Origin of the sequence: Actinomadura madurae (assembly GCF_047130825.1) — a bacterium.
GTDB classification, from domain to species: Bacteria; Actinomycetota; Actinomycetes; order Streptosporangiales; family Streptosporangiaceae; genus Spirillospora; species Spirillospora madurae.
Map to the genome: position 1 here is coordinate 6801151 of NZ_CP083237.1, position 17120 is coordinate 6818270.

Consider the following 17120-nt stretch of genomic DNA (forward strand, 5'->3'; position numbering starts at 1 on the left):
CTCGGGAACCAGGCGTCGGTCGGCCTCCCGAACGGAACGTCTCCACCTTGGTGGGCCGGAACTTGCCCACCCGGAGGCAGATCTGTGCGCTGGCAAGGCGGTCGGATGGGAAGTGGCCGGGTGCGCAGTGTGTGTCTGGCGCTGGTGTTGGTGACGCCGTGGGGGCTTGCGGCACTGCGGCGGAGGCGTTGGTGTGCGGGCGGCTCGGAGGGACTGGTGTCGGTCAGCCTTCCGAGCAGGGCGTTCACCACCTTGCGGACGGACTTGTCCGTCTGGAGACAGAGCTGCTCTGGCTTCCGTTGCGCGCGCTCCCTGGCCGCGTGCTGAACGTGGCGCCGGCTGTTCTGTTTGCGGGTGGGGCGGGGGCGCCGCGAGTTGGGGAAGGCAGGTCAGTCGGCTTGCAGCGGGGGCGGATGGGCTCGGGCCGGGCGACAAGGTGAGCGAAGGGTAGGCAGGTGGGGGCGTGACGGTGTGGATGGTTGTGCTCTGCGCTGCGGTGTCCGGTTTTCTCCTTCCTAGGGGGACGAGTACCGCTACGCACAGGCTGGCCAAGCAGTTTCGTGGGAGACAGCCGAAGCATGCCGCTGCTAGTCCGCGGCGTGCGCGGGGTCAGGCCGCCTTCCGGCGGGGTGGGGCGCCCGATGCCGTGAAGGGACGGGACGGGCCCTCAGAAGAGGCTCAGCGGCGGGACGTCTTGCTCAGGCGTGCCGCTGCTGGTGCGGCGGGAGTGCTGTGCGTGGTGGTGCTGGGCGGGCCGACCGGCTGGGCGATCGGTGTTCTGGCGGCGGTGGCGGTGTGGTCGTCCTTCAGCCGTCTCGGCAGCGGTGAGCGCCGCCGCAGGCAGGCCCGGCTCATCGCGGACCTCCCGGCCGCGGTCGATCTTCTCGCCGCATGCCTGCGTGGCGGCGCGCCCTGGCACGAGGCCGTGACCGCCGTCGCGGACGCCGTTGGTGGCCCACTCGGGGACGAGCTCCGTGCCGTTTCCGTCCAGATCCGGTTGGGAGCCGATCCGGCGGAAGCGTGGCTGGCGTTGACGAAGGAGCCGATGCTCGCACCCTTGGCACGGGCGGCCGTCCGGGCGACGTCGACGGGGGCCGCTCTCGCCCCGTCTCTCAGCCGCCTTGCACGCGACCAACGCCGCGTCGCCCGCTCGGCGGCCGCCGCCAGGGCCAGGGCGGCGGGCGTCCGGGCACTCGCCCCGCTCGGCCTGTGTTTCCTGCCCGCCTTCATCCTGCTGGGCGTCGTCCCGGCCATCGCCGGGATCGCCTCGACCCTCCTCCTGCCCTGGTGAGCCGGGTTATCCACAGAACGGCGTTCACCCTTCACCCGGTCCGCCCGGACAGCAGCCTTGAACAGAACCACGAGCGAAAGGAGCCCCGATGAGGGCCATGAAGACGGTGGTGCGGCGATGGTCCGGAGCATGCAAGGACCGCGGGATGTCCACCGCCGAGTACGCGGTCGGCACCATCGCGGCGGCGGCCTTCGCCGGGTTGCTGTTCAAGATCGTGACCAGCTCCCAGGTGAAGTCGCTGCTCTTACAGATCATCGAGAAGGCCCTGAAGCTGGCCGGCTGAGGGACCGCGGGACGGTCACGGCGGAGATCGCCGTGGCCCTCCCCGCCCTGGTCCTGATCACCGCGGTCGCCCTGTGGGGCGTGACGGTCGCGTCCGTCCAGCTCACCTGCGCGGACGCGGCCCGCGCCGGCGCCCGTGCCGCGGCCAGGGGCGAGTCCCTCACCGCGGTACGGGCTCTGGTGAAGGAGGCCGTCCCCGATGGGGCGACCGTCGAGGTCCGGCGCGACGAGGCGACCGTCCACGTGGACGTCTCGGCCCCTGTCCGCCCCGCTGCGGCGATCGGCCTGCCACCCCTGACCGTCCAAGCCCATGTGGCCGCCCCCACAGAACCAGGAACCCCCGCCGATGCCTCCTGACCCTGCACACACCGCGAACCAGCCCAGGTGGGGGTCGAGCTTGTTGCGGGGGGATCGGGGGTCGGGGACGGTGTGGGTGCTCGCGTTCTCGGTCCTCGTGTGGGTGGTCGGTGTCACGGCGATCATGGTCGGCGGCGTCCGGGTGGCGAGGCATCGGGGGGACGCGGCGGCCGACATGGCGGCTCTGGCAGGCGCAGCGCGGGTCGCGTACGGGGACGCCTGCGCCAGGGCGAAAGAGATCGCGGTCGAGTCCGGTGCCCGCGTGGCGCGGTGCCGGGTGCGCGGTGACGTGGTCGAGGTGTCGGTGACGGTCGAGCTGCATGTGCCGATGGGGATCGGCGGTCTGCGAGTCGCTTCCCGGGCCAGGGCTGGCCCCGTGGGACGGGACGATGTAAGGTAACGCTTACATCGTTGCACTGAGTGTCAATAGGGTGGGAGGTCGTCGGAGAATGAAAACACGTTCCTCTTTGTCATGCTCCTGTGACTTTTGCTACCCGGTGGTACGTTACGCTGCCGTAAGCCCGTAGCCATCTCCAGGCACAGTGTGACCCGCGAGCCCTCCGCGGGACGAACGAGCAGGACGCTGTCGAAGGGATTGAGGCCGTGACCATCAGTCGCAGGATCGGTGCAGTCGCGCTCGCGGCGCCCCTTGCGATGAGCTTCCCGGTACTCGCCGCCCTGCCTGCGAAGGCCGCGACGACCAGTGTCATCACCCCGGCGAACGGCGCGGTCATCACCAGCGGGTCCGAGCTGACGGCCAAGGCCCACTTCGACTTCGCCATCACCATGCAGCTGAGGGTGGACGGCCCCGGCATCGGCGACACGTTCCTCCAGGAGAAGGGCTTCTCCGGGGACATGTCCGGAACCTTCTCCATCGGCCGGAACGGCCGCTACAAGGTCTACTTGAAGGGCAAGCAGACCGGGAACATCTACGACTCCAACACCTTCACCGTGCGCATCGCGCCGGCGGCCCCCACCGGAGTGTCCGCCAGCGCGTCCGGCGGCAAGGTCGTCGTGAAGTGGAACCGCGGCCTTGAGGACGACCTCACCGGGTACACGCTGTCCGGTTCGGGTGTGAAGTCCAAGTCCGGTTCGGTCGGTTCCCTGTGCCAGGGGACGAGCTGCTCCGCCACCCTGTCGGCGACCCGGTCCAGTGGCGCGGTCTCGGTGGGCGTCAAGGCCCGGCGGTCGACGGGAACGGGCGGCTCCCTGTCCTCAAGCGCATCCACGGCCAGCGCCTCGCTGGGTGGTTCCGGCTCGGTGCCCGGCGGCTCGGCGCCGTCTCTCCCGTCCGGCGGCAGCGTCCCCAGCACCGGGACGCCGCTGACCCCGTTCAACAACCAGTCGCCGGTCACGCTCCCGTCCGTCCAGCCGGACGGCGCGACGCCCGGCTTCACCTACCCGGCGCCGCAGATCGCCACCGATTCGCCGAAGGCGGAGAACGTCGCCGCGACCGACCGCCTCCAGTGGGGCAAGAGCGTCGGCATCGCGATGGTCCTGCTGATCATCGCTGCGCATCTCGGGACGTGGACGCGGCGACTGCGCGTCGCGCAGGGCCCGACCAGCAGCAAGGGCATGGCCGCGCGCATCGCCCGCAGCGGCACCGGCCGCAAGCGGGTGTCCAAGGCCCGCGAGCAGATCGCGCGAGCCGAGGCGCTGGCCAAGACGGCCCCGGTCACGCTCGCCGGGGCCAAGGCCGGCAAACCGGCGAAGAGGACCGGTGGCCCGAGGACCGTCGACTCGCCCAGGCCGAAGCCCGGCCGCCGTCCCGCAACCCTCGGCAAGCGCTCCAGCGGCGTAAGCGTCCGCATCGCCCAACCCGCCACCAAGCCCAAACGCGGCCGCCGCAGCAAGTAGCCCGCACCGCGCCCCTCCCCCTGGCGCATGCCCATACTCACAGCCCACCCGGCCGCCACGCGGCCGGAGGCTCTCCGGCGAGCCGACCGTCACCCGGCTCGCGATTGGCCGACTGCCGTTCCCGGTCCATCGAGCGGACCGTGGAACGGCCGCCGGTCCAGGGGATCTCACTCAATGGTCTGCGCCCGACCCGGCCGACCCGTGGGCCCGGCGGGCCGGCCGATTCATGGGCCCGGCGGGCCGGGCGATTCATGGGCCCGGCGGGCCGGGCGATTCATGGGCCCGGCGGGCCGGGCGATTCATGGGCCCGGCGGGCCGGGCGATTCATGGGCCCGGCGGGCCGGGCGATTCATGGGCCCGGCGGGCCGGGCGATTCATGGGCGCGGGCCGGGCGATTCGTGGGTGCGGGCCGGGCGATTCGTGGGTGCGGGCCGGGCGATTCGTGGGTGCGGGCCGGGCGATCCGGTGGGCGCGGCATGGGTGGCCGTCTACGCGGCTGGCGGAGCAGGAAGATTTCCGGGGCGGTCGCGTCGGTGCGGAGGGCGCCGGCGTTGTGGGCGCGGGTGATCGGTTCGGCGGTGAGCCGGCGGGCCTGTTCGGTGGCGTGCTGGATCTGCGGGGTGAGTTCTATGGTTCTCGCCAGCGGGCCAATGCGCCGAAGCGTGCCCAGCCGGTCGGCCACGTTCACTTGTCCTGTGGCACTGCGGGGTGCGGGGCTTGTGGTATCCGCTCGCTGGGCGGCAGCGCTGCTTTCGCTTCGTGATTACCGGCTCGATCATTGCCCGCATCGTCAGAGACGGTCGCTGTGTATGGCTTTCTCCCCCGAGGCCGTAGCCAGGCGGCCGATGGCTGGCGGTCGCTCCGGGGTCATGGTGCTGGCTGGTGTGTCAAGCGTGCTGGTGGGTGGGGGCGGTGGTCGGCTGTGCCGGGTTGGAAATGCCCGGTGGGTGCTTGCTTTCCTGGGGCCGTCTCAGGGGTTGGTGGGCTTGGGAGGGGTGGTGGGGGTGGGCGTAGCGTGGGGGGATGGCCGGGGGGAAGTTCGGCCGCGGGGCGTTTCGGGGTGTGGGGCGCGCTCGGGCTCGGCTGACGCGGGGGGCGTTCTGAGATGGCGCCGGCGTTGCGGGTGCGGCTGCTCGGCGGGGTGGAGCTCCGGCTGGACGGGGAGGCGCTTCCGACGCTGGAGTCGGCGCGGGTGGAGTCGTTGCTGGCGTATCTGCTGCTGCATCGGGAGGCGCCGCAGTTGCGGCAGCGGCTGGCGTTCCTGTTGTGGCCGGACTCGACCGATGGGCAGGCGCTCACCAACCTTCGCAAGGTGCTGCACAATCTGCGGCGGTCATTGCCGGACGTCGACCGCTTCGTCGACATCGGGGCGCGGACGGTGCGGTGGCGGGACGAGGCGCCGGTGCGGCTGGACGTCGAGCAGTTCGAGCTGGCGATCGCGGGTGGGCGGCTGGAGGACGCGGTCGGCCTCTACGGCGGTGAGCTGCTGGAGGGCTGCTATGACGAGTGGCTGATCGAGGAGCGGGAGCGGCTCGCGAGGCTGTACATGGGGTCGCTGGCGGAGCTCGCGGAGCGGCGCGGCCGGGAGGGGCGGTGGCCGGACGCCGTCCGGTACGCCGAGCAGCTGGTGGGCTGCGATCCGTTGCGGGAGGAGGGGCATCGGCTGCTGATGCGGCTCTGCGGTGAGGGCGGTGACCGGGTGCGGGCGCTGCGGGCGTACCACGTGTGCGCCACGACGCTGGAGCGGGAGCTCGGCGTCGGGCCGTCGCCGGAGACGCGGGCGATGTACGAGGCGCTCGTCGCGGAGGCGGAGCCGCCGGCCGCGATGTCGCCGTTCGTCGGGAGGGCCGCCGAGTGGGAGCGCCTGGCGGGGGTGTGGCGGGAGGCGGCGTCCGGGCGTGCGCAGCTGGTGCTCGTCAGCGGGGAGGCCGGGATCGGCAAGACCCGCCTGGTGGACGAGCTGAGGGTCCGCGTGGGCGCGCCGGCGGTGGAGGCGCGGGCCTATCCGGCGGAGGGGACGATCGCCTACGGGGTCGTGACGGCGTGGCTGCGGTCCCCTCCGGTGTCGGCGCGGCTGCCGAGGCTGGATCGGGCGCGGCTGACCGAGCTTTCCCGGCTGCTGCCCGAGCTGGCGGTGGCGCCGCCCGAGGCGCTGCCGGAGCCCGAGCTGCGGCGGCGGCTCTACGGCGCGATCCGGCGGGCGCTGATGTCCGCCGGGGCGCCGCTGCTGCTGGTGGTGGACGACGCCCAGTGGTCGGACGCGCAGTCGCTCAGGCTGGTCCATTACCTGGTGCGGGCGGCGCCGTCCGCGCGGCTGCTCGTGGCCGTCACCGCACGGAAGGAGGACCTCGACGCCGGGCATCCGCTCGGCACGCTGATCCGGTCGCTGCGGGCGCTCGGGCGGTTCACCGAGATCGAGCTCGGGCGGTTGGGCCGGGAGGAGACCGCGCTGCTGGCCGAGCGCATCACCGGCATGCCATTGGACGCCGCTGATCTCCAGAGGCTGTACGGCGACAGCGAGGGCAATCCGCTGTTCCTGGTGGAGGCGCTGCGGGCGGACGCGCCGGCGGCCACGCCGAAGGTGCAGGCGGTGATCGCGGGGCGGCTGGCGCGGCTGTCGGAGCCGGCCGCGGAGCTGGCGGGCGTCGCCGCGGCGGTGGGGCGGGCGTTCACCGCGGACGTCGCGGCGGCGGCGAGCGGGTTCGACGAGCGGACGTTCGTGTCCGCGCTGGACGAGCTGTGGCGCCGCGGGATCGTCCGGGCGCACGGCCCGAGCGCCTACGACTTCAGCCACGGACGGATCCGGGACGCCGCCTACGCCGCGCTCGGGCCGCCCCGCCAGCGGCGGGCGCATCTCGCGGTGGCCCGCGCGCTGGAGGAGGGCGGCGGCGCGGCGGCGGCGCTCGCGGCGCACTACGAGAAGGCGGGCGCGACCGCGGCGGCCGTCCGGTGGCATGAGCGGGCGGCGCGGGACGCGCAGTGGCTGCACGCGCACGCCGACGCTGCCCGCGCGCTGGAGCGGGCGCTGGAGCTGTCGGACGGTCTCCCGCGCGGCCCCGGCACGGCGCGGCTCCAGCTGCGGCTGCTGACGGCGCTGCCGGCGCCGCTGGTGGCATGCGAGGGGCACGGGTCGGAGCGGATGGCGCGGGTGCACGCGCGGGCGCTGCGGCTCGCCGACCGGCTCGGCGGCGAGCCGGATCCGCCGCTCGTCTGGTCGCTGGCGCTGGCGGCACTGACGCGCGGGGAGTGGGCGGCGGCGCACGGGTTCGGCGAGCGGCTGCGGGCGCGCGCCGAACGGGACGGCGACCAGGTGCTGTGGGTGGAGGCCGACTACGTCGACGGGATCGCCGCCTACTGGGCGGGGGACCTGGAGCGGGCGCGCCGGCATTTCACGGCGGCGGTGCGGCGGTTCCGGCCCGCGCGGCGCCGGGCGCACGTCCTGCGCTACGGGCAGGACACCGAGCTGATCGTCCGGCTGCGGCTGGCGCACGCGCTGTGGCTGCTCGGCCGCGGCGCCGAGGCCGACCGCCAGCGCGCCATCGCGCTGGGGGTCGCGCAGGGGTCCACGCACGCGTACAGCAGGGCGGTCACGTGGCTGTGGGCGGCGATCGACGCGATGGACCGCGGGGACGCCGTGCAGTTCCGCCGGCACGTGCGGGGGCTGGAGGCGGACCTCGCGGAGGGCGCTCCCCGCCAGGTGCGCGTGCCGATGGAACTGTTCGGCGGATATCTCGACGTGCTCGCCGGGCGGACGTCCGAGGGCCTGGAGCGCCTGCGCCGTTCCCGCGACCAGGTCGTCCTGGGCGAGCCGCCCGCGCCGGGGCTGCCCGGTGTCGCGACCCGGCTGCTGCTGGAGGGGTACGCCCTGGCGGCCGAGCCCGGCGCCGGGCTGGCCCTGGCGGACGAGGCGCTCGGCATGGGCCGCGGCGCCCGGCTGTGGGAGGCAGAGATCCGGCGGCTGCGCGCCCTGTTCCTCGCGGCGCTCGGCGAGCCCCGCGGCGAGGTGGACGCGGAGCTGTACCGCGCGCTCGCCGCGGCGCGGCGGCGGGGGCAGCGCGCGTTCGAGGAGCGGGTGCGCGGAACGCTCGCGGAACGGGGGTTCCGCCACGATCGTGCCATCTGACGATCCGAAGGAGGAGTGATGGCCCCGATCAACGTGGTGAACGCCCTCAAAGGCGGGTTCTCCGGCACGGTGCTCCTGCCGTCCCAGCCCGGATACGACGAGGCACGGAGCGTCTTCAACGGGATGATCGACCGCAGCCCGGCGGTCATCGCCCGGTGCGCGGACGCGGCGGACGTCGCCGCGGCGGTCGACACCGCGCGCGACAACGAGCTGCTCGTGGCGGTCCGCTCCGGCGGCCACGGCGTCGCGGGGCTCGCCACCTGCGACGACGGCATGATGATCGATCTAGGCGGGCTGAAGTCGGTCACCGTGGACCCGGTCGCGCGGACGGCCACGGCGGGCGGCGGCGTGCTGTGGGGGGAGTACGACGCGGCCACCCAGGCGGAGGGGCTGCACACCCCCGGCGGGCGGGTGACCACGACCGGCATCGGCGGGTTCACGACCGGCGGCGGCTACGGCTGGACGTCCTCGAAGTATGGGCTGGCCTGCGACAACCTCGTCTCGGCGGAGGTCGTGCTCGCCGACGGGAGCATCGTGCGGGCCAGCGAGGACGACAACGCCGAGCTGTTCTGGGGCATCCGCGGCGGCGGCGGGAACTTCGGCATCGTCACCGAGTTCGAGTTCCGGCTGGAGCCGCTCGGCCCGACCGTCCTCGCCGGGCTGACGGCCTTCCCGGTCGAGCGGGCACCGGAACTCGTGCGCCGGTGGCGCGACTGGGCGGACGCCGCGCCCGACGAGCTGTCCACGTCCTGTGCCGTCCTCACCGCGCCGTCCGCGCCGTTCGTCCCGCCGGAGCTCGTGGGGAAACCGGTGTTCGGGGTGCTCGTGCTCTACGTCGGGGCCCCGGAACTCGGCGAGGACGCGATCCGGCCGCTCCGGGAGATGGGGCCGGCCGTCGACCTCATCTCACCGATGCCCTACACCGAGTTCCAGGCGATCCTCGACCCGACCTGTCCGCCGGGCTTCCGCAACTACTGGCGCGGCGAGTACATGCGGGACCTGGACGACGCGGCGATCGACGTCTACCTCTCCCACGCCGTCGACCTGGCCGGGCGCGGGGCGCCGCTGAGCCAGATGGTCCTCTTCCGGATCGGCCAGGGCGTCGCCCGGGTGCCGGACGAGGCGACCGCCTTCTCGCACCGCGACGCCCGCTACCTGTTCCATCCGATCGCGGTGTGGTCGGATCCGGCCGACGACGCCGCGATGACCGCCGCCACACGCAGGTTCGCGGCCGCGCTGCGCCCGTTCAGCACGGGTGCGTCCTACCTCAACTTCACGGCGGAGGGAGACCGGGTCCGCGACGCGTTCGGCGAGGAGAAGTACGCCCGGCTGGTCGCGCTCAAGGACGCCTACGACCCCGCGAACCTGTTCCGTCTGAACCAGAACATCCGGCCGACCCTCCCCGCGGAGCCCGCCCTCACGTGACGCCCGCCGGCGCCGGGTGACCTTGCGTGGCCGGACGGCGGCGGCGGGTTCCGATGATCAGGAAGGGCTGGCGACCGGTTTGGGCAGGGTCTAGGCTGCCATGCCGAGTCGGATCGTCCGGTAATGCGGCCCGTCGCCCGGGATTCCGGCCCGTTCCGGGCCGGTGGGGCCCGTTGGAGAGGAGACCCTCCGCATGATCTTCTTGGGACTGATCGTCGCGCTCGCCGCCGTCGCGGTCGGGGTGGCCGTGGTGCTGGACAACGGCGGCGCCGCCGAGATGGCCGTGTTCGGGAACGACGTGCCGGGGGTCACGGCGCAGTGGCATGTCTTCATGGCCGGTGCGGTGGTCGCCATCGTGTTGATGGCGGGCGTGACGGTCGCGATGCTGGGCTTCCGGCGCGCGATGAACATGCGGCGGGAACTGAGGGATCTGCGGGACGAGCACGAGGAGTCGCTGCAGACGCTGGAGATCGAGCGGCGCAAGCTCCAGCAGGCCCTGGCCCAGGCGCGCCGGGGCATGGACGACCAGCCGCCCGTCTCCGCGCAGCGCATGGCGCCCAACGCCTAACGCTCTCGGGGGGCTCCGTCCAGGAGGACGGCCAGGAGGTCCAGGGCGCCGCGCTTGTCCAAGGGGTCGTTGCCGTTACCGCACTTGGGCGACTGGATACAGGACGGGCAGCCCGAGTCGCATTCGCAGGACGCGATGGCGTCACGCGTCGCCCGCAGCCAGGACGCCGCGTCGGCGTAGCCGCGTTCCGCGAAGCCCGCGCCGCCTTCGTGGCCGTCGTAGACGAAGACGGTGAGCAGCCCCGTGTCGGGGTGGACGGCCGTGGAGACGCCACCGATGTCCCAGCGGTCGCATGTGGCGAACAGGGGGAGCAGGCCGATCGAGGCGTGTTCGGCGGCGTGGGCGGCGCCCGCCAGGTCGAGGTCGTCCAAGCGTGAGATCTGGTCTTCGGAGAGCGTCCACCAGACGGCGCGCGTGCGGAGGGTGCGGGGCGGCAGGTCCAGGGGCTTCTCGCCGAGCATCTCGCCCGTTTGCAGGCGCCGCATCTGGTAGGCGACGACCTGGCGGGTGACCTCGACGGTTCCGAAGCAGAGCGTGGCCTCGCCCCAGGAGACCGAGCGGAGCCGTTCGACGATGCCGATGTCGGTCACGTCGCGGGCGGTCGTGGAGTAGTCGGGGTCGGCGGCCTCCACGAGCGCGACGCCGTCGTCCAGGTCGAGGGTGTGGACGATGAACGACTCGCCCTGGTGGATGTAGACGGCGCCCTCGTGGACGGTGGTGTGCGCGGAGGCCTCGTCCACGGTGCCGAGCAGGCGTCCGGTGGACAGCTCGACGACCTGGATGGGGGCGCCGCCCGCCCCCCGGATGTCGGCGAGGTCGGCGGCCTTGTCGCGGCGCGTCCAGTACCAGCCCGCGGGACGGTGGCGGAGGAGCCCGCGGCGGACGAGGTCGGGCAGCAGGTCGGCGGTCGCGGGGCCGAACAGCGGGAGGTCGTCCTCGGTCAGCGGCATCTCGGACGCCGCCGCGCACAGGTGGGGTTCGAGGACGTAGGGGTTGTCGGGATCGAGGACGGTGGCCTCGACCGGCGTCCCGAAGATCGCCTCCGGATGGTGGACGAGGAACGTGTCGAGCGGGTCGTCCCGCGCCACGAGGACCGACAGGGCGGCCTGCCCGGAACGTCCGGCACGTCCCGCCTGCTGCCAGAGGGACGCGCGCGTCCCCGGCCACCCGCACACGAGGACGGCGTCGAGCCCGGAGACGTCGACGCCCAGCTCCAGGGCGTTCGTGCTCGCCAGGCCGATGATCGAGCGCGAGCGCAGGGCGGCTTCCAGGGCGCGCCGCTCCTCGGGCAGGTAGCCGGCGCGGTAGGCGGCGACCTGTTCCGCCAAGTCAGGCGCTGCCTCGTGCAGTGCGCGCTTGGCGCTGAGGGCCACCGACTCCGCACCGCGCCGTGACCGGACGAACGCGAGCGTCTGAACGCCCTCGACGACCAGGTCGGCCAAGAGGTCGCCTGCCTCGGCCGTGGCGGTACGGCGTACAGGGGCGCCGCGCTCACCGCGCAGGTCGGTCAACGGCGGTTCCCACAGCGCGAACGTGGCGGGGCCGCGTGGCGAGGCGTCGTCGTCGACCGCGACCACGTCCAGCCCGGTGAGGCGGGACGCGGCGATCGCGGGGGAGGACGCCGTCGCGGAAGCGAGGATGAACGTGGGGGACGAGCGGTAGCGCGCGCAGAGCCGGCGCAGGCGGCGCAGGACGTGCGCGACATGGGACCCGAATACGCCGCGATACCCGTGCGCCTCGTCGATGACCACATACCGGAGGCGGCGGAGGAACGACGACCAGCGCGTATGCCCGGGCAGGATCGACCTGTGCAGCATGTCGGGGTTGGTCAGCACGTAGTTGGCGTGCTGCCGGACCCACGTCCGCTCGTCGTGCGGAGTGTCGCCGTCGTAGGTGGCGGCCCGGACGCGCGTGAGACGGAGGGAGCGGAGCGCGCGCAGCTGGTCGGCCGCGAGGGCCTTCGTCGGCGAGAGGTAGAGGACCGTCCCCTCGCGGTGGGCGTCCTCGTCGCCCGCGTAGATCGCCTCGACGGCCGGCAGCAGGTAGGCCAGCGATTTTCCGGACGCGGTGCCTGTGGCGATGATCACAGACCGGCCGGCGCGGGCGTGCTCGGCCGCCGCGGCCTGGTGCTCCCACGGGGCGTCGATGCCGGCCGCGGCCAGCCGGTCCAGCAGGAGCGGATGAGCCCAGGACGGCCAGCTCGCGTGGCGGCCCTGACGTGCGGGAACGCTCTCCACATGGGTGATGCGATCGCGCCGCGCAGGGTCGGCGAGCAGCCGGTCCAGGGGAGTTGAAGATCTTTGGGCGCCCATCAGGTTTTCAGTTTGCCAGCCTGGGCAAAACAACGGGAACGCCCCGGCGACGGAGGGCTGTTACCCCCTGCCCTGGCCCTGAGATCAGCAGGTCAGACGGGATGGCGCGAACTTTCGCCCGTGTGGGCGATTACCTGCGTGCACGGCGCCGGAGCGTGGTTGAATCACGGCGAAGTCTCGGTGGACGCCGCCGCTCGGGCGGTCCGGACGCCGGGATCGGATAGTGCTGCACGGCGCGTGGAGGATCTGTGGACCTGAAGGTGAACGACTACACCACCGACGATGGCCTCACCGTCATCAACGTGGAGGGCGAGATCGACGTCTACACGGCGCCGAAGCTTCGCGAGAAGCTCATCGACCTGGTCAACAAGGGCAAGTTCCACCTGCTCGTGGACATGGAGAAGGTGGAGTTCCTCGACTCCACCGGGCTCGGCGTCCTCGTCGGCGGGCTGAAGCGGGTGCGCGCCCACGACGGCTCGCTGGAGCTGGTGTGCACCCAGGAGCGCATCCTCAAGATCTTCCGGATCACGGGGCTGACCAAGGTCTTCGGCATCCACGACTCGATCGCCGAGGCCGAGGAGAAGCGCAAGGGCGCCAAGTAGGCGGCCCGCGGCTGAGATGTCGACCGTTGAACTGTCCTTCAGCGCGCTCCCCGTCCACGTCCGGACGGCCCGGCTGATCGTGACCGCCGTCGCCCGCCGCAGCGGAGTCGCCGAACCCCTGCTGGACGAGGTGCGGCTCGCGGTCGGGGAGGCGTGCTCGCGTGCCGTGGAGGCGCACCGGCGGCACTGCCCGGACGAGCCCGTCCGCCTGGAGCTGAGCGGCGCCGACCGCCGCTTCGAGGTCACCGTCAGCGACACCGTGCCCGGTGACGAGACGGCGGGGGGCCTGTCGGCCGCCCCGTCCGCGGACGAGCTCGAGTACGGGCTCGGAGAGGGCACCGCCGAACTGGGCCTGGCCGTGATCGCCGGGCTCGCCGACGACGTGGAGATCGCCGCCACGCCCAAGGGCGTGCAGATCCGGATGAGCTGGCCGGCCGAAGCCGAGGCGACCATCTGACGCGCCCCGTCCTCGCTCGCGGCCGAAGGCCCCGCCACCCCGGCGGGGCCTTCGCCGTGTCCGGCCCCGGGACCGCCTCCGGCGACCCCCGGGTCGACCCCGGGCCGACCCAGGACGGCCCCGGCGACGGCTCCAGGACGGCCTCCGGCAACCCCGGGGGTGGCCCCAGGACGGTCCGGGCGAGGGCGGCCCCGGCGACCGCCCCGCGACGCTCCCGGGGTGGGGCCGGTGGGGCGTGTGGTGCCTGTGGTGTGAGATTCTCTCGTGATCAACCCAAGATCGTCCCGATTTGGGTCTGGACATAATCCGTGTTAATGCCTAGCTTGATTGGGGACGCCGGTGGAGACGCCGAAGCGCCATAGGTCCCTGCGCCTGTCAAGGTAACGGCGGGGTAATAGTGAGCTGGCCCGGGTTGACCTGGGCCGATGGCCGTTGATCAGGCTAATAGGTCAATTTCCGGCGTATCGCGGATTGCATTTCGGCGACATCTTCATCAGGGGTGTCGCGGCCTTAACAATCGCCTTGTACGTGCGTAGACTCCCCGCACCCGCGTTGCCGTGCGAGGCGTTCGAAATCATGACTCGCGGGGTACGCGGTAAAGATCGTCTTTTGGGCGATCGAGACGCAATGCCCCTGTCGAGGAGGACGGATGTCCGGGTTTTCCCTGTCAAGCCCGGCCAGCGCAGAAGTGGATCTCGGCGGCGGCGACCTCTCCCTGGTCGTCGTCGTCGCCGTGATCGCGCTGCTCGCACTGGCCGTCGCCGCGGGTCTCGTGCGCGATGTCCTGGCCGCTGGCCAGGGCACCGACAAGATGCAGGAGATCGCGCGAGCGGTACAGGTAGGTGCGAGCGCCTATCTGAAACGCCAGTTCCGAACGGTCGCGGTCTTCGTCGTCCTGATCCCGCTCGTTCTGCTGCTCCTGCCGGCCGACTCCACGGGTGAGCGGATCGGCCGGTCCGTCTTCTTCGTCATCGGCGCGCTGTTCTCCGCCGTCACCGGCTTCACCGGCATGTGGCTGGCCGTCCGGGGCAACGTCCGGGTCGCCGCCGCCGCGCGCGAGCAGGGCGGCGAGAAGACGGCGATGCGCATCGCCTTCCGCACCGGCGGCGTCGCCGGCATGTTCACCGTCGGCCTCGGCCTGTTCGGCGCCGCGGTCGTCGTCCTGGCCTACCAGGGCGAGGCGCCGAAGGTGCTGGAGGGCTTCGGCTTCGGCGCCGCGCTGCTCGCCATGTTCATGCGTGTCGGCGGCGGCATCTTCACCAAGGCCGCCGACGTCGGCGCCGACCTCGTCGGCAAGGTCGAGCAGGGCATCCCCGAGGACGACCCGCGCAACGCGGCGACGATCGCCGACAACGTGGGCGACAACGTGGGCGACTGCGCCGGCATGGCCGCCGACCTGTTCGAGTCGTACGCGGTCACGCTCGTCGCGGCGCTGATCCTCGGCACCGCGGCGTTCGGCAACGAGGGCCTGGTGTTCCCGCTGATCGTGCCGATGATCGGCGTGATCACCGCGGTGATCGGCATCTTCGCGGTGGCCCCCCGCACCGGCGACCGCTCCGGGATGACGGCGATCAACCGGGGCTTCTTCATCTCCGCGGGGATCTCGGCGGTCCTCGTCGCGATCGCCGCGTTCACCTACCTGCCCTCGTCGTTCGCCGACCTGAGCAACGTCACCGACGCCGAGATCCGCGGCCTGGACGCCGACCCGCGCTGGGTCGCGCTCGGCTCGGTCCTCATCGGCATCGTGCTGGCCAGCGCCATCCAGCTGCTCACCGGCTACTTCACCGAGACCAACCGCAGGCCGGTCAAGGAGGTCACCGGCAGCGCCCGGACCGGCCCCGCGACCGTCATCCTGTCCGGCATCTCGCTCGGGCTGGAGTCGGCCGTCTACACCGCGCTCGTCATCGGCGGCGCCGTGTACGGGGCGTTCCTGCTCGGCTTCGGCAACACCACCGTCGCGCTGTTCGCGGTGGCGATGGCCGGCACCGGGCTGCTCACCACGGTCGGCGTGATCGTCTCGATGGACACGTTCGGCCCCGTCTCCGACAACGCCCAGGGCATCGCCGAGATGTCCGGGGACGTCCAGGGCGAGGCCGCGTCCGTCCTGGAGCGGCTGGACGCGGTCGGCAACACCACCAAGGCGATCACCAAGGGGATCGCGATCGCGACGGCGGTGCTCGCCGCGACCGCGCTGTTCGGCTCCTTCCGCACGACGGTGATCGCCGCGCTGAGCGACGCGTCGCAGAGCGCCAAGGACGCGATCGGCGACGAGTTCCTCGCGTTCAACCTGTCGATCGCGAGCCCGAACGTGCTGATCGGCCTGATCGTCGGCGCGGCCGTGGTGTTCCTGTTCTCCGGTCTGGCGATCATGGCCGTCGGCCGGGCCGCCGGCCGGGTCGTGGTCGAGGTGCGCGAGCAGTTCCGCACCAAGCCCGGGATCATGGACTACACCGAGAAGCCCGACTACGACCGGGTCGTGGACATCTGCACCCGGGACGCGCAGCGCGAGCTCGCCACCCCCGGCCTGCTGGCCATCATGACGCCGATCGCGGTCGGCTTCGCCCTCGGGTACGCGCCGCTCGGCGCCTTCCTGGGCGGCGCCATCGCGGCGGGCGTGCTGATGGCGGTGTTCCTGTCCAACTCCGGCGGGGCCTGGGACAACGCCAAGAAGCTCGTCGAGGAGGGCCACCTCGGCGGCAAGGGCAGCGAGGCGCACGAGGCGACCGTCATCGGCGACACCGTCGGCGACCCGTTCAAGGACACCGCCGGCCCCGCGATCAACCCGCTGATCAAGGTGATGAACCTGGTCGCGCTGCTGATCGCGGACGCGGTGGTCACCTACGCGGGCAACACCCTGCTGCGCGTCGCGGTGACCGTGCTGTCCGTCGCGGTCATCGTCGCGGCCATCGTGATCTCCAAGCGGCGCGCCGACCCGATCGGCGAGCCGCCCGCGGAGCCCGCCGTCGAGGGCGGCTCCCCGGAGGCGACGGAGAGCGGCGAGGCCAAGGGCGGCGCCATCGAGGAGGGCCCCGAGGAGGCCGTGGTGGGCGCCGAGGGTGCCGAGTCGGGCAGCGAGGAGCCGTCCGGCAAGTCCTGACCGCTTGAGGCAGAGGGGCCGGTGGCGACGCGCCACCGGCCCCTTCCGCGTTCCCCGGGGCCGTGTCTGGATCACCCGGCACCGGTCGTACGCTGTACGCGAGGGCTCGGACGTCCCGCGCCCGGACCCAGATTTCAGGAGGCGGCCTTGGCGAGCAGCGGCAGCGGGAAGCCGGGCATGTCGGGGCCCAAGGGGTTCGCCGTCGTGATCGGCGGGATGCTTCTCGTCATGCTCGTGCTCTGGGGCATCGCGGCGCTGGTCGCGCCGTAGGGTGGCGGCCATGCCGACGCTCATCGTGCTCCGCCACGCCAAGGCCGTCGCCGGCCTCGGCACGTCCGACATCGACCGGACCCTCAACGACCGCGGGCGGCGCGACGCCGCCGCCACCGGCGACTGGCTGCGCGCCGGCGACCTCGTCCCCGACCACGTCCTGTGCTCCACGGCGGCGCGGACGCGCGAGACCCTGGACCTGCTGTCGCTCGACGCCGCCGTGAGCTTCGAGGCCGGGATCTACGGCAACGACCCCGACCACCTCCTCTCCCTCGTCTCCGAGGCGCCGGAGGACGCCGGGCGGGTGCTGCTCGTGGGGCACAACCCGTCGGTGCACCAGCTCGTCCACGACCTGACCGGGCAGGCCCCCGACTCCTTCCCCACCTGCGCGCTCGCCGTGATCGACCTGCCGGGGGCGTGGACGGACGCGCGGCCCGGCGCCGGCACGCTCCGCACCGTCCACACCCCGAAGGGCTGAC

General features: G+C 72.7%; 14 protein-coding genes. 13 read left to right on the plus strand and 1 reads right to left on the minus strand.

The window, feature by feature from the left end:
• Positions 1 to 736 precede the first annotated feature (736 nt).
• From K8Z49_RS31195 to K8Z49_RS31230, 8 genes are all read left to right on the plus strand, one after another.
• The gene (locus K8Z49_RS31195) at positions 737 to 1291 is read left to right on the plus strand and encodes a type II secretion system F family protein (protein ID WP_412515891.1); all 555 of its coding nucleotides are present in this window, start codon (positions 737 to 739) and stop codon (positions 1289 to 1291) included.
• A gap of 88 nt (positions 1292 to 1379) precedes the next feature.
• Entirely contained in the window at positions 1380 to 1574 is a 195-nt protein-coding gene (locus tag K8Z49_RS31200; protein ID WP_021591533.1) for a DUF4244 domain-containing protein, read from the plus strand.
• Between the two features lie 32 nt (positions 1575 to 1606).
• Complete coding sequence (locus K8Z49_RS31205; protein WP_111832653.1) at positions 1607 to 1930, plus strand: TadE family type IV pilus minor pilin; 324 nt, start codon at positions 1607 to 1609, stop codon at positions 1928 to 1930.
• Between the two features lie 43 nt (positions 1931 to 1973).
• Positions 1974 to 2330 (plus strand): Rv3654c family TadE-like protein, encoded by a 357-nt coding sequence (locus K8Z49_RS31210; protein WP_256255758.1) that lies wholly within the window; start codon positions 1974 to 1976, stop codon positions 2328 to 2330.
• 203 nt (positions 2331 to 2533) lie between these two features.
• A complete protein-coding gene (locus tag K8Z49_RS31215) occupies positions 2534 to 3787 on the plus strand; it encodes a hypothetical protein (protein WP_412515892.1) in 1254 nt (417 codons plus the stop codon).
• A gap of 1105 nt (positions 3788 to 4892) precedes the next feature.
• On the plus strand, positions 4893 to 7910 hold the full coding sequence (locus tag K8Z49_RS31220; RefSeq protein ID WP_412515893.1) for an ATP-binding protein: 3018 nt from the start codon (positions 4893 to 4895) through the stop codon (positions 7908 to 7910).
• An 18-nt stretch (positions 7911 to 7928) separates the two neighbouring features.
• Complete coding sequence (locus tag K8Z49_RS31225) at positions 7929 to 9335, plus strand: FAD-binding oxidoreductase (protein ID WP_412515894.1); 1407 nt, start codon at positions 7929 to 7931, stop codon at positions 9333 to 9335.
• A 193-nt stretch (positions 9336 to 9528) separates the two neighbouring features.
• On the plus strand, positions 9529 to 9903 hold the full coding sequence (locus tag K8Z49_RS31230) for a hypothetical protein (RefSeq protein ID WP_412515895.1): 375 nt from the start codon (positions 9529 to 9531) through the stop codon (positions 9901 to 9903).
• On the opposite strand, the gene K8Z49_RS31235 is transcribed toward K8Z49_RS31230, so the two are convergent.
• Complete coding sequence (locus K8Z49_RS31235; protein ID WP_412515896.1) at positions 9900 to 12215, minus strand: DEAD/DEAH box helicase; 2316 nt, start codon at positions 12213 to 12215, stop codon at positions 9900 to 9902. The genes K8Z49_RS31230 and K8Z49_RS31235 overlap by 4 nt on opposite strands.
• A 248-nt stretch (positions 12216 to 12463) precedes the next feature.
• Between K8Z49_RS31235 and K8Z49_RS31240 the strand changes: the two genes are divergently transcribed.
• The 5 genes from K8Z49_RS31240 (at position 12464) to K8Z49_RS31260 (ending at position 17119) form a co-directional block, all read left to right on the plus strand.
• Positions 12464 to 12817, plus strand: a complete 354-nt coding sequence (locus K8Z49_RS31240; protein WP_021597910.1) for an STAS domain-containing protein — start codon at positions 12464 to 12466, stop codon at positions 12815 to 12817.
• A 16-nt stretch (positions 12818 to 12833) separates the two neighbouring features.
• A complete protein-coding gene (locus K8Z49_RS31245; RefSeq protein ID WP_021597911.1) occupies positions 12834 to 13274 on the plus strand; it encodes an ATP-binding protein in 441 nt (146 codons plus the stop codon).
• A 649-nt stretch (positions 13275 to 13923) separates the two neighbouring features.
• On the plus strand, positions 13924 to 16371 hold the full coding sequence (locus tag K8Z49_RS31250) for a sodium-translocating pyrophosphatase (protein WP_111832649.1): 2448 nt from the start codon (positions 13924 to 13926) through the stop codon (positions 16369 to 16371).
• A gap of 147 nt (positions 16372 to 16518) precedes the next feature.
• Positions 16519 to 16641: a hypothetical protein gene (locus K8Z49_RS31255; protein WP_255270371.1), complete on the plus strand. Its 123-nt coding sequence runs from the start codon at positions 16519 to 16521 to the stop codon at positions 16639 to 16641.
• 10 nt (positions 16642 to 16651) lie between these two features.
• The gene (locus K8Z49_RS31260; RefSeq protein WP_083598429.1) at positions 16652 to 17119 is read left to right on the plus strand and encodes a SixA phosphatase family protein; all 468 of its coding nucleotides are present in this window, start codon (positions 16652 to 16654) and stop codon (positions 17117 to 17119) included.
• Position 17120: the final 1 nt, after the last annotated feature.

Excerpts from the sequence above, each read along its gene's own strand:
- K8Z49_RS31220 (WP_412515893.1), top strand. The coding sequence starts at position 4,893 with ATGGCGCCGGCGTTGCGGGTGCGGCTGCTCGGCGGGGTGGAGCTCCGG.
- K8Z49_RS31225 (WP_412515894.1), top strand. The coding sequence starts at position 7,929 with ATGGCCCCGATCAACGTGGTGAACGCCCTCAAAGGCGGGTTCTCCGGC.
- K8Z49_RS31260 (WP_083598429.1), top strand. The coding sequence starts at position 16,652 with ATGCCGACGCTCATCGTGCTCCGCCACGCCAAGGCCGTCGCCGGCCTC.
- K8Z49_RS31230 (WP_412515895.1), top strand. The coding sequence starts at position 9,529 with ATGATCTTCTTGGGACTGATCGTCGCGCTCGCCGCCGTCGCGGTCGGG.
- K8Z49_RS31235 (WP_412515896.1), bottom strand. The coding sequence starts at position 12,215 with ATGGGCGCCCAAAGATCTTCAACTCCCCTGGACCGGCTGCTCGCCGAC.
- K8Z49_RS31250 (WP_111832649.1), top strand. The coding sequence starts at position 13,924 with ATGTCCGGGTTTTCCCTGTCAAGCCCGGCCAGCGCAGAAGTGGATCTC.
- K8Z49_RS31200 (WP_021591533.1), top strand. The coding sequence starts at position 1,380 with ATGAGGGCCATGAAGACGGTGGTGCGGCGATGGTCCGGAGCATGCAAG.
- K8Z49_RS31245 (WP_021597911.1), top strand. The coding sequence starts at position 12,834 with ATGTCGACCGTTGAACTGTCCTTCAGCGCGCTCCCCGTCCACGTCCGG.